Source organism: Proteus sp. ZN5 (assembly GCF_011046025.1).
Lineage (GTDB): Bacteria > Pseudomonadota > Gammaproteobacteria > Enterobacterales > Enterobacteriaceae > Proteus.
Map to the genome: position 1 here is coordinate 701,053 of NZ_CP047639.1, position 12,655 is coordinate 713,707.

The 12,655-nt window shown below is 40.0% G+C and carries 15 protein-coding genes; 3 read left to right on the top strand and 12 right to left on the bottom strand.

From position 1 onward, the window contains the following. The first annotated feature begins 2 nt into the window (after positions 1-2). Positions 3-593: a DUF4291 domain-containing protein gene (locus GTK47_RS03220; RefSeq protein ID WP_165122123.1), complete on the top strand. Its 591-nt coding sequence runs from the start codon at positions 3-5 to the stop codon at positions 591-593. Positions 594-643: 50 nt separating this feature from the next. Here the strand turns inward: GTK47_RS03220 and metF are convergent, their stop codons facing one another. After that, a complete protein-coding gene (metF, locus tag GTK47_RS03225) occupies positions 644-1,543 on the bottom strand; it encodes a methylenetetrahydrofolate reductase (RefSeq protein ID WP_098941645.1) in 900 nt (299 codons plus the stop codon). 278 nt (positions 1,544-1,821) lie between these two features. On the opposite strand from metF, the gene GTK47_RS03230 reads away from it, so the two are divergent. After that, positions 1,822-2,181, top strand: coding sequence for a DUF488 family protein (locus GTK47_RS03230; protein ID WP_109401608.1), 360 nt, complete (start codon positions 1,822-1,824; stop codon positions 2,179-2,181). Positions 2,182-2,298: 117 nt separating this feature from the next. On the opposite strand, the gene glpD is transcribed toward GTK47_RS03230, so the two are convergent. The 6 genes from glpD to gntX all read right to left on the bottom strand — a co-directional run bounded on the left by glpD (position 2,299) and on the right by gntX (position 7,596). Next, positions 2,299-3,792: a glycerol-3-phosphate dehydrogenase gene (glpD, locus tag GTK47_RS03235; protein WP_165122124.1), complete on the bottom strand. Its 1,494-nt coding sequence runs from the start codon at positions 3,790-3,792 to the stop codon at positions 2,299-2,301. A gap of 310 nt (positions 3,793-4,102) precedes the next feature. Next, positions 4,103-4,861 (bottom strand): DeoR/GlpR family transcriptional regulator, encoded by a 759-nt coding sequence (locus tag GTK47_RS03240; RefSeq protein ID WP_006534541.1) that lies wholly within the window; start codon positions 4,859-4,861, stop codon positions 4,103-4,105. 38 nt (positions 4,862-4,899) lie between these two features. Beyond that, positions 4,900-5,739 (bottom strand): rhomboid family intramembrane serine protease GlpG, encoded by an 840-nt coding sequence (gene glpG, locus GTK47_RS03245; RefSeq protein WP_165122125.1) that lies wholly within the window; start codon positions 5,737-5,739, stop codon positions 4,900-4,902. A 19-nt stretch (positions 5,740-5,758) separates the two neighbouring features. Then, complete coding sequence (gene glpE / locus GTK47_RS03250; protein WP_069369522.1) at positions 5,759-6,085, bottom strand: thiosulfate sulfurtransferase GlpE; 327 nt, start codon at positions 6,083-6,085, stop codon at positions 5,759-5,761. 179 nt (positions 6,086-6,264) lie between these two features. Continuing rightward, complete coding sequence (gene nfuA / locus GTK47_RS03255) at positions 6,265-6,843, bottom strand: Fe-S biogenesis protein NfuA (RefSeq protein ID WP_023583208.1); 579 nt, start codon at positions 6,841-6,843, stop codon at positions 6,265-6,267. Positions 6,844-6,903: 60 nt separating this feature from the next. Continuing rightward, entirely contained in the window at positions 6,904-7,596 is a 693-nt protein-coding gene (gntX, locus tag GTK47_RS03260) for a DNA utilization protein GntX (RefSeq protein WP_165122126.1), read from the bottom strand. Positions 7,597-7,633: 37 nt separating this feature from the next. On the opposite strand from gntX, the gene bioH reads away from it, so the two are divergent. Further along, positions 7,634-8,407, top strand: coding sequence for a pimeloyl-ACP methyl ester esterase BioH (gene bioH, locus GTK47_RS03265; RefSeq protein WP_165122127.1), 774 nt, complete (start codon positions 7,634-7,636; stop codon positions 8,405-8,407). Positions 8,408-8,462: 55 nt separating this feature from the next. Here the strand turns inward: bioH and GTK47_RS03270 are convergent, their stop codons facing one another. The 5 genes from GTK47_RS03270 to feoA all read right to left on the bottom strand — a co-directional run bounded on the left by GTK47_RS03270 (position 8,463) and on the right by feoA (position 12,606). Next, positions 8,463-8,909 (bottom strand): OsmC family protein, encoded by a 447-nt coding sequence (locus tag GTK47_RS03270; protein WP_165122128.1) that lies wholly within the window; start codon positions 8,907-8,909, stop codon positions 8,463-8,465. A gap of 190 nt (positions 8,910-9,099) precedes the next feature. After that, positions 9,100-9,558: an OsmC family protein gene (locus GTK47_RS03275; RefSeq protein ID WP_165122129.1), complete on the bottom strand. Its 459-nt coding sequence runs from the start codon at positions 9,556-9,558 to the stop codon at positions 9,100-9,102. A 185-nt stretch (positions 9,559-9,743) separates the two neighbouring features. Continuing rightward, on the bottom strand, positions 9,744-9,974 hold the full coding sequence (locus tag GTK47_RS03280) for a FeoC-like transcriptional regulator (protein ID WP_109395065.1): 231 nt from the start codon (positions 9,972-9,974) through the stop codon (positions 9,744-9,746). Positions 9,975-9,993: 19 nt separating this feature from the next. Further along, positions 9,994-12,321, bottom strand: coding sequence for a Fe(2+) transporter permease subunit FeoB (gene feoB / locus GTK47_RS03285; RefSeq protein ID WP_165122130.1), 2,328 nt, complete (start codon positions 12,319-12,321; stop codon positions 9,994-9,996). 48 nt (positions 12,322-12,369) lie between these two features. Beyond that, on the bottom strand, positions 12,370-12,606 hold the full coding sequence (feoA, locus tag GTK47_RS03290) for a ferrous iron transporter A (protein WP_036914344.1): 237 nt from the start codon (positions 12,604-12,606) through the stop codon (positions 12,370-12,372). Between the last annotated feature and the right edge of the window lie 49 nt (positions 12,607-12,655).

Genomic DNA, 12,655 nt, shown 5'->3' on the forward strand with positions numbered 1-12,655 from the left:
AGATGAACGATGATGTTGACCGATGTCCTGAGTGTGAAGTAAGGGCATATTATACGAATGATTTTGTTCGTGTTTATCAAGCCTATTCAAATACTATTGCTCAGAGCGCAGTCGCAAACGGAACATTTGTTTCGCCCCCTTTTAGTATGACCCGTATGACTTGGGTAAAACCTTCCTTTCTTTGGATGATGTACCGTTCTGGTTGGGGACGTAAAGACGCTAATCAAGCTTCTATTCTTGCGGTTGATATTACGCATGAAGGCTTTCAAGAGATGCTGACTCAAGGTGTTGTGAGTCATTTTGATCCAGACCGCTATGTCAGTGCCGAAGCTTGGAAAGAGGCGTCAGAAACCAGTGATATCCGCATTCAGTGGGATCCTGAACGTGATATTTATCTGAATCGACTCAGTTATCGCACCATCCAAATTGGTTTGCGAAATCAAGCCGTGGAAAAATATTGCAAAGAGTGGATTGTGAATATTACGGATATTACTGATAAGGTACGTAAAATAGATGCTTGTATTGCTAATGGTGATCTCGACACCGCATACAGCCTATTACCGGTAGAAAAACCGTATCATTTTGATGAGTAATTCATCAAAATATCACCCCGCTTAATTGGCGGGGTAATTGTAAGATTGGATCAGGCTTGCACTAGTTCAGGTCGAACACCTAAAGTATGGCAGATAGCGTAGGTTAATTCTGAACGATTAAGTGTATAAAAATGGAAGTCTTTGACCCCTTCACGGCTTAAAATCTTCACCATATCAATAGCAATAGAAGCACCTACCAGACTACGTGTTTCAGGATCGTTATCTAACCCATCAAACATTTTATGCATCCAACCCGGAATTTTCACATTGGTTAAACCTGCAAAGCGTTTTAGTTGTTTAAAATTCGTGACAGGTAAAATTCCCGGTACGATCTCAACATCAATACCCGTAGAAACACAGCGATCACGAAAACGTAAATAGCTTTCGACATCAAAGAAAAATTGAGTAATCGCGCGATTTGCTCCTGCATCTACTTTTCTTTTTAAGTTAATTAAATCTGCTTGTGCACTTTTTGCTTCAGGATGCACTTCAGGATAAGCCGCAACAGAGATATCAAAATCACCCACACCTTTGAGTAAGTGAACTAAATCTGTAGCATACATATCGGGTTTTTGAGTGTTGTCTGGCAAATCGCCTCGTAAAGCAACAATATGGCGAATGCCACTTTGCCAATAATCTTGCGCGATATGTTGTAGCTCTTCTCGGCTGGCATCAACGCAAGTTAAATGCGGTGCGGCTTCTAATCCTGTGCGCTCTTTAATTCCTTTAATAATCGAGTGAGTTCTATCTCGCTCACCTGAGTTTGCACCATAGGTCACAGAAACAAAGCTCGGTTTTAAGGTATTTAAGCGCGCAAGAGATTGCCAAAGAGTATTTTCCATCTCTTCAGTACGAGGCGGGAAAAACTCAAAGGAAACTTGGATCTGACCATCAAGTTCGGCAAGATTTTGATTTAATGCTTCATGTTGGCTTGCGTGATAAAAGCTCATACCTGTACCTCATCAATCATGTCACTGTGTTGTTATTCTTATTTAAGTATCACTACTTATTTACCCATCTAACCATTTAGACGTCTGGATGTAGATTCTCTTAATTAGGTTATTTAGTCAACAACTATTCACCCTGTTTTTGATGAGGATAATTCAATAGAAATGAGAGAAAACTTCATGTTGAAGTCTTCTTTATAAAGAAAATCAACTTCACCATACATAAGCTGTATAATTTTTCTTCTATAATTAAACGAGTTAACTTATTGAAGGGCGGCGAAATGATCACCTGTAAGCGAGTGTATAACGATAAAGAGGGAACCCATGAAGGTTATCGCGTATTAGTGGATAGATTGTGGCCAAGAGGCGTGAAAAAAACAGACTTTCATTATGATGAGTGGAATAAAGAGGTTGCACCTTCGACCGAATTACGAAAATGGTTTCATGCTGGTGGCGGTGATTTTACTGAATTTACCCAACGTTATATTGAAGAATTGACAGGCGCTCCTGAACATTGGCGACCTCTTCTTGTAATAGCAAAAGAGCAACCGCTAGTATTACTTTATTCAGGTAAAGATGAGCAACAAAATAATGCAACCGTGTTAAAAGCTTTTCTAGAAAAACAATTAGCTCACTGTTAATAATGAACAATTTGAGCATTTTGGTAAAAAAAAGCAAAAAAAAGTGGCGCGGTATTAGGCGCCACAAAAATTGCTAATAAAAACATCGAACAGAGTCAGAGAATATTTTTACTACTCTTATGCAGTGTGTGTATTTGCCGCTAACCATTGACTAATACGTTGTTTTTGTTCGTCATTTAGCCACATGCCGAGTTTGGTACGACGCCAAATAGCATCATCAACTTCGATAACCCACTCATGTTTTACTAAATAACGTAATTCTGCTTCATACAGATTATGACCGAAGTTTTCACCCATACCGGTTAAATCAGTAATACCTTCAAGCAGTAATTCAGTGTTGCTACCGTAAGTACGGGCAAAACGCAGTGCTAGTGCTTCTGGTAACCAAGGGTGACGTTGACGAATTAAACGAGAATAGCCATCACGATCACAACCTTCTAAATTACCACCCGGTAATTGACCATTTTTAGTCCACGGTTTACCCATGTTAGGGAAGTAGCTCACCAGTTTATCAACAGCGTGTTCACCTAATTTACGATAAGTCGTTAATTTGCCACCAAATATAGATAACAGTGGTGTTTGGCCATTATCGTCGTGAACATCTAAGGTGTAATCACGAGTAATGGCTTGTGGTGAATCTGATTCGTCGTCACATAATGGACGCACGCCAGAGTAATCCCAAACCACATCTTCTTTAGTTAACTGCTTTTTAAAGTGATCGTTATAGACTTTCAGTAAATACTGAACTTCGTTGTCATCAATCGCGACATCTTTAGGATCACCTTTATATTCAACATCCGTAGTACCGATGATAGAGAACTCATCCATCCAAGGAATAACGAAAACAATACGGTTATCTTCGTTTTGTAAAATATAAGCTTGTGGTTCGTTATGAGCGCGAGGAATAACAATATGGCTACCTTTAATTAAGCGGATGCCATAAGGTGATTTTAGTTTTAAGCCTTCATCAAACAGTGTTTTAACCCAAGGGCCAGCGGCATTAACAAGTGCTTTGGATTGATAGAGCGATGTTTCACCAGTACGTACATCTTGTGCTTCTACCATCCATAAATTATTTTCACGCCAAGCGCGAGTGACTTTAGTGCGAGTGCGGACTTCACCGCCACGGCGGACGATTTCTTGTGCGTTGAGTACTACTAAACGTGCATCATCAACCCAACAGTCTGAGTATTCAAAACCACGTGTTAATTCTGGTTTTAACACCGAGTTTGCACCAAATTTAATGCCTTTACTGCTTGGTAAGCTGACTCGTTTTCCTAAATGATCATAAAGGAATAGACCAATACGGATCATCCAAGCTGGTCGTAAGTGTGGTTGGTGTGGCAGGCGAAAGCGCATTGGAAATGCGATATGTGGTGCTAAGCGTAATAATACTTCACGTTCTGCCAGTGCTTCGCTCACTAAGCGAAACTCATAATGTTCTAGATAACGTAAGCCACCATGAATAAGTTTAGAGCTAGCGGAAGATGTCGCACTTGCTAAGTCTTGAGCTTCCAGCATAAGTACTGAAAGGCCTCGGCCAGCTGCATCCGCCGCAATTCCAGCGCCGTTTATTCCGCCGCCGATGACAATCAAGTCTTGAGTTTTCATAACATCCTCCTACGAATGCGCGAAACAATTCTTTAATGTTCGTTTTCGCTCATAATTGTAATGAAGTTTGATGAAAATGCCAACTATATAACTGATAAAAAACATAACCGCGTGATATGGATAACAATTTATTATCATATCCACATGTTTTGTGGGTTTATTAAAAATAAACAACATTGTTAATGTATTAATAAAAAAAGAGAGTCGATATATTAGAAAAGAGAGTAAATAGAGTGAGTTAACTTGATTTTAGTAGAAAATAGGCGAAAAAAAAGTACCTAGGAAGGTACTTTTTGAGGAATTTATTTAATTAACATAATTCGAGTTGAACGTTGTGTTGCTCAACAATTTTTTGGATCCCTGCTGGTGGTTCTTGATCGGTAAATAAGTAGTCGATCAAATTCATATTGCCTAAATTCACCATTGCATTACGACCAAACTTAGAATGGTCAGTTACCAACATGACACAGCGTGAGTTTTCGATAATTGCGCGTTTAGTTCGAACTTCATGGTAATCAAACTCAAGTAGAGAACCATCCATATCGATGCCGCTTATCCCTAAAATGCCGTAATCAAGACGGAATTGAGAGATAAAATCAAGAGTGGCTTCACCAACAATACCACCATCTCGAGTACGTACTTCACCACCCGCAAGAATTAAGCGAAAGTCTTCTTTGCCCATCAGTAACGTTGCCACATTGAGATTGTTGGTCACGATACGTAGGTTTTTGTGGTTAATTAAAGCATGTGCGACGGCTTCAGGTGTTGTTCCGATATCAATGAACAGTGTTGCACCATCAGGAATTAAGCTTGCTACTCGTTGTGCGATACGTGATTTTTCATCAGACCACATGATTTTACGATCATGATAAGCCGTATTCACTGAGCTTGAAGGTAATGCAGCACCACCGTGATGACGTTGGATTTTGTTCTTTTCCGCTAATTCATTTAAATCACGTCGGATTGTCTGTGGGCTGACTTCAAAATGCTCCACCAATTCTTCAGTGCTGACATAGCCTTGTAGGCGTACCAGTTCAATGATGGCATCATGTCGTTGCGTTTGCTTCACAGGTATCCCCTAATGTTAAAAATATCATGTTAATTTTATTATGATCTACGAGATAATTGATGTCGATTATCCCACAAAGCCATCAATAAGCCGATAAGGAAGCCTGCAAAATGTGCAGTATTTCCGATAGAGTCACCTAAAATGCCCATATAACCCGCAACAATCCACAAAATCGAAAAGCCGATTAAGCCGGTTGGAGCACCAATACCTTTTTCTGGATTACGTATTCCCGTTAAGCCTACATAGCCAATTAATGCGTAAACAACACCGGAGAGTCCGCCAAAATTAGAGTCTGTAAACAGTGATTGTGCCCAGTTACTAAAGAGCGCAGAAACGAGCATGATGACAAATAATTTACCCGTACCTAATCGCTGTTCTGTTTGACTTGCGAGATACCACCACATCGCAAGGTTAAAGGCGATGTGCATGAGTGAGAAGTGAACAAACGCAGGGGTGATATAGCGCCAAACTTCAAAGTTCAGGCTCTCTTTATAAGGCCATGCCAGATGGAGCATAACATCATAATCACCTACGACTTGTTGCCAAATAAAAATAAGGGCACATAAAATGACCACCAGTACCGTTAATGGCCCTGAGCGTTGCACCATATTTTTTATTGAAAAGGCAGGGCGATATTTTATACCTGTGTTTTTCGGATCACCGGTTTGCCAACTTGCAGCTTGGTAACGTGGGTGAAAAGGCTCACGTAAAAAAGTATTTAGTTCTTTTTCAACCATATCCAACTGATGTTGGTCTTCTAACCAAAGTGAGATCTGCTGATTTTCATTTTTTGCGTGAATTCGCACACCTTTCGTTGCCATATAATTGACAAATAAATCAGCTGCTTGAGGGTTAGAAAGCGTAATAATGTGGATCATTAACAAAACTCATCTGTAGTTATTGCAGAGAAGTTATCGCTTGTGGAAACTCTCTTAGCCATGCTTCAAAACCACCGTTGATACTATAAACGGTTTCAAAGCCCATATTGACCAGATATTGAGCTGCGCCTTGGCTGCTGTGACCGTGATAACACATCACCATAACAGGAACATCAAAGTCAGCATCTTGTAAAAATTGGTTTAGCGTATCATTGGTGAGATGAAATGCGCCGGTAGCATGACCAATGCGGTAACTCTGAGGATCTCTAACATCAACTAAGATTGCTGATTGAGATGTCCAGAATTGATAGGCCTGTTCAATGCTGAGAAATTGAAACTTATCCATAATTGTCTTATTTATTATATTGTTAATTGATTTATTTGTTCTGAGCGAGAGAACGATACATTTATCATAACGTCAAATGGGTAAAGATGACGTTACACTTTGTAAATGCTTATTTTAATAAACAAATCCCCCATGATATCAGTGCAGGTGAGTATCATAGGGGATGTGATACTGAAGGATCAGTAGTAGGAGTGTTCGCCGCGTTGGTGTTCAGTTAAATCTTTCACACCTTTCAATTCATCTGGGAACAGGTTTAACAGCTCTTTTTCGATACCATCTTTTAATGTGACATCAATCATTGAACAACCGTTACAGCCACCACCAAATTGTAAGATAGCATAACCATCTTCAGTGATTTCCATCAGACTAACGCGACCACCATGGCCGGCTAATTGTGGGTTAATTTGTGATTGCAGTACGTATTCAACACGTTCAATTAACGGTGCATCAGCATCGACTTTACGCATTTTTGCGTTAGGTGCTTTCAGCGTTAATTGTGAGCCCAGTTGGTCAGTGACAAAGTCAATTTCCGCATCTTCTAAGAAAGGTGCGCTGATGTCATCAACATACGCAGAAAGTTTTTCGAACTTAATTTCAGTATCGTTTGGCTCTACGGCATCAGGTGGGCAGTATGAAACGCCACATTCAGCATTAGGTGTGCCTGGATTGATAACGAATACACGAATTTGGGTGTTGGGTTCTTGGTTAGCCAGTAGTTTGGCAAAATGCGCCTGTGCGGCATCAGTAATAATAATCATATCGTCTTGCTCAATAGTTGACTGTTCTGGTTGGTTATCATACGCCCAATTGGCGGTTAACTACAAGGTTCGACAAATAGCCCATACCTCAACAGAGCGTGCTCCCGCACGAAATAACAAGGGTACAATGCTCTTTAATGTCGCGCCTGTAGTGATAACATCATCAATTAGTGCCAGATTTTTCCCTGATACCGACACTGTGTTATTTAATACAAATGCATTCTTTAAATTTTGTTGCCTTTGTTTGGCATTAAGATGCGTTTGCACCAGTGTAGCACGAGTTCTTATCAGGGTATCCGGTTGATAAGCACAATTTAGCCACCTTGCCAAAGGCTTAGCGATAGCTTCTACTTGCTCAAAGCCTCTAGACCAACGGCGATGATGATGCGAAGGAACGCTAATAATTCTGTCTGGTTTCTGCACCAAATTTTCTCGTCGATGTGAAAGCCATCGCAATAGAAAAAGTCGTGCAAGACATAAAGCTATTTGAGGGCGAGGTTGGTATTTATAAAGGTGTAATAATTTATTTAATGGCGGTTGATAGTCAGTGACTGTCAACATCTGTTTCCATAATGGAGGCGATTGCAAGCAGCGTCCACATAGCATCATAGAGTGAGATGAGGGATATAAACAGCATGGGCAGCGGTTATACTGTTTAGGTAAATGTCGAATACAACTCGAACAAATACCTTTAGTATCATAATGTAAGGGTTGGCGACATAACCAACAATATCCTGCTATTGTTATCCACATAATGAAAATCCCTGTACTAAGAGAAGAGAGCATAACAATGAATAAATTGTATTGGCAGACAATGGGTGAAGGAAAAACGCATCTTGTGCTATTACACGGATGGGGATTGAATGCAGAGGTCTGGCAATCATTAATACCGCGACTAAGCTCGCATTTTACACTGCATCTTGTTGATCTCCCAGGATATGGTCGTAGCCAGGGTTTTCCTGTTCTCACATTAAAAGAGATGGCGGACATTGTTTTTGCCAAAGCCCCCGATAATGCCATTTGGTTAGGATGGTCTTTAGGTGGATTAGTCGCCAGCCGTGTTGTTTTAGATAATCCTAATAATGTGCAAGCATTGATTACGGTGGCTTCTTCGCCTTGCTTTGGTGCTCATGAGGATTGGCCGGGTATCAAACCTGAAGTGTTAAAGGGATTTGAACAACAGTTAAACGAGAATTTTCATCGTACAGTTGAACGTTTTTTAGCACTGCAAACATTGGGCACACAAAGTGCACGTGAAGATATGAAAGCATTAAAATCAGTGGTGTTAGAGCAACCTCTTCCTTCTGTTGAAGTGCTCAATGGTGGATTAGAAATTCTGCGTACTGAGGATTTGCGAGAAGAGCTAAAAACGTTGAATTGTCCTTTTATTCGTTTTTACGGTTATTTAGACGGCTTAGTTCCTCGGAAAGTAGCTGGATTATTAGATGCTATTTATCCTCATTCACCTTCTGTTATTTTCCGTAATGCGGCTCATGCGCCATTTATTTCACATCCAGATGAATTTACTCAAGCGTTAATTGAGGGTTGTGATACAACGTTATAATTATCTTCAAAGATCTGTCTTTTTATAAGGGCAGATCTTTTTATGCTGATGTTATTTATCCAATGTCAATAGAAGTATGAAACGTGGGGGCATTTTTGATGGTGTCAGAAAGTGGACAAGTATGTTCAATAAAATCAATAAATGTCTGTATTTCCTCTTTTGTATTATCAGCTTGAATAAAGTAATGTGTTGAAATACGACTTAAACCGATTTTTACACGCTTATTCTTTCCCATATATCCATCAGGGTCGATCTCGCCTTTCATCTCAATACGGATATTTTTAAGGTTCATACGGTGAAGCCGTGCAAAACTCTTAGCAACAATTCCTTTACAGGCGCCAATTGAGGCGAGTAACGCTTCAATTGGATTAACGCCACTGTCTTCCCCCCCATAAGCAGCAGGTTCATCAACAATTAACGTAAATTGTCGTGAAGCACATTGCATTTGTAAGGGAGAAGATGCGTCATTAGTGATAACAGATGAAAACTCAATAATTGGCATAATATTATCCTTTAAAAAGGGAATGTTATTTTTATCATCCAATAAGTGATATTACTTATCATACCAATTAAGCGTAGGTTATAGTCTAAAAATAGCGAGTTTAGAGCGCATTTTTCGATAAAGTTAATTCTTATTTTATGTCAGCTGTAATAATGCCGCCCTTTTATTAAGGGCAGCAATAACGGCATGATTATGCGAGCACGTTTTCGAGATGAAATGACGTTTCTAGGATCGGTGCATTCTTTATTGTGTCGGCAACAGGGCAAGTGCGTTCAATAAAAGCGATAAATGCGGCGATCTCTTCTTCACTATTATCGGCTTCAATAAAAAACTCGGTCGTAATTTTGCTAAAACCAATTTTGGCTTCTTTATTTTTTCCGGTAAAACCATCGGTATCTAATTCGCCTTTGACTTCAATGCGAATATTTTTAAGATTAATTTTGTGCATACGTGCAAAGCTTTTTGCCACAATACCTTTACAAGCACCTAAAGTACCCAATAGTGCTTCCACAGGATTCATTGCACTGTCTTTACCTCCCAGTGATTCAGGTTCATCAAGTAAAAATTGAAATTGGCGCGACGCGCATTGCATTTGTAATCTGCCTTGCTCGCCTGTGGTGATCGTTGATGAAAATTCAGTTATTGGCATAATTTTTATATTCTTATTAAGTGAAATTAAATAGACGTCTTTACGTCTATATTTAATGGATTATGCCGTGATAGTTAGGAAAGTAAATCATTAAATAGGAAGATGAAAATGATTCATCTTGCGCATTAGATAAAAAAATCCCCTACATAAAGTAAGGGATTTTCATGATGGTATTTATCAATTTGTTAGACTATTTGATAAAGCTTTGTCTGGCAGGCGGTGGCTTCTGGGCAACTTTTACAGCTACCCGTAAGACAATCCTCGACATCGACTTCTTGAAGCTTCCCCATCAATGTGAGCCGCTCTAACATTGCTTGCACCAACGGTTCAGGCATATTGAGTTGATGGCTGATAAGACGGGCATCGGCTCGACCATTAAGGGCGATACAATCACGTACTTCTATCAAACTGGCCATCTTGCTTTTCCTTTGTCACTTAGTGACAGCTACCTTTTGAACAACATTGTTTAGCCAATGATGGCTTATTGCTTAAGTTAATTGTTAGACGATTACGAGCATTACGCAACAAGATAAATAGAACAAAGTTAAATATCACAACCGCAGCAATGGTGATTGTACTGCTTTGTGGATGCTCGCTAAAGGTTGCGGTTTGATAGAACAACGCAGCCAGTGAGTAAGCAATATTTAATCCCCAAAGAATAGAGAAGGTCATCCAGCCACGACTGGTTTCACGAGCAATAGCGCCCATTACTGAAACACAAGGTACATACAGTAAAACAAAGATTAAGTAGCTATAAGCAGCAATGCCTGAACCGAATTTAGCACCCATGGTTCCCATTGTGCCGGTATCCATTTCACCATCACCTTTACTGGCTTCAATTGGGTTAGAAAGTGCAGCTAAAGTGAAGGTCTCTTTTAAGCTATCCCATGTTTCACCAAATGCATCAGCAATTTCTCCCCACAGGTCGAATTCTTCAGGATCAAATGGCTCATTAACAATGCTTTCTGCGGTATAGAGGGTATTTAATGTTCCCACAACCACTTCTTTTGCCATCGCACCAGTGACTAAACCAACCGTTGCTTGCCAGTTATCATTGTGAACACCAATAGGTTGCAGTAATGGTGTGATCACTTTACTGACAGAAGCTAATGCAGAATCATTGATGTTATCCGCAGGTTTACCAGAGAAGGTAAAGCTATTTAGCGCACCAATAAACATACTCGCAATAATGATGACTTTACCAGCTCGTACAACGAAACCTTTTAGACGTTGCCATGTTTGCATGAGTAACGTTTTTAGGTGAGGAACGTGATAAACAGGCAGTTCCATCACGAATGGTGACGCTTCACCGCGCATAATGGTGTGTTTTAGTAGTAAGCCTGTGAGGATAGCAACCACAATACCGAGAAGATAAAGTGAGAAAACAACACTCGCACCGTTTTTACCAAAGAAGGCTGCCGCAAATACCGCGAAGATAGCTAGACGAGCACCACAAGACATAAACGGTGCCATTAATACCGTGATTAATCGTTCTCTTGGTGCATCAAGAGTACGCGCACCCATAATAGAAGGTACGTTACAACCAAAGCCGACAATCAGTGGTACGAATGATTTGCCAGGTAAACCCAGAGCCTGCATCAATCTATCCATAACAAACGCAGCACGAGCCATATAACCCGAATCTTCAAGGATAGATAAAAAGAGATACATCATCCCGATTTGTGGCACTAATGGAAGAACTGTATTGATACCACCACCGACACCTTGAGCAAGGAAAATTGTCAGCCATTCAGGGAAGTTAAAAGTTGCGCCAATCCATTGAATACCATGAATAAAGATAGCTTCAGAGCCACCTTCAAAAGCAGGTTGTAATGCACCACCGATATTAATCGCGAGTACAAACATTAAATACATAACGAATAGGAAGATAGGCACGCCTAACCAACGGTTTAATATCACTTTATCGATATTTTGCGTCAGAATATTAGGTTTAATGGCCTCCATATTAATCACAGCATGACAGATGCGCTCAATATTTTGATAACGGGCATCAGCAATGACTAATTCTGGTTCATTATTATGTTCGTCTTGAATTCGTTGTCGAATGGCCTTGATATCTTCACTGGTGACTTGCGCGCGTTGATGGGTATAGATATCCCCTTCTAAACACTGTAATGCCATCCAACGACGTTGCTGTAAATTAAACTCATCATGATTAATTTTTTCAGCAAGTGTCTCGACTTCATTTAATAACCATAGTGGATAAGAAGTCAGTAATTCTTGTGGTTTTTTCTTTTCAGCAGGGAAGGTATCAATGGCTTCTTTGAGTTTATCAATGCCAGATGCTTTGGTTGAAATCATCGGAATAACAGGGCAACCCAGTTGCTCTGAAAGTGCGTTGATATCAATTTGCATATCTTGGTGTTCTGCAATATCGAGCATATTTAATGCCACAATACATGGAATGCCAAGCTCAAGCAGTTGCAATGTCAAATAGAGGTTGCGCTCAAGATTTGATGCATCAACCACGTTAATCAGCATGTCTGCTTCATTACTTAAAATGAAATGGCAGGCAATTTGCTCATCAAGAGATGTCTGTTCTGAAATTGTCGTTAAAGAGTAAGTCCCGGGTAAATCGACGAGCTCAATTTTATGATTTGCTGTTGTGAAACGACCAACTTTGCGTTCGACCGTTACACCTGCCCAGTTACCCACACGCTGACGAGAGCCTGTTAACTGATTAAAGAGTGTTGTTTTACCGGCATTGGGATTACCGATAAGGCCTATAGTGAGAGGAGTCATAATAGTGATGCCAATAGTTGTCTTGCCTGGTTGAATGAGAAATAACGATTATTTTTCGTTATGAACCACTTCGCTAAGATTAATGAGTGCGAGATCTTTTTTTCTCAAAATTAGGGACACTCGGTGCGTTTCTATTTGAATAGGATCACCCAGTGGTGCGATACGAATAACGTTAAACACAGCGCCAGGTAACATACCTAAAGATAATAGTTTCTGTCTGTATGCAGGGCTAATCTGAGGTGAGTAGCTCAAGATTTTATAACTGTGATTTGGGATCAGAGACATAATCGTCCTTCCACGAATGTTGATACAAAAAATAATGATACTGATAATT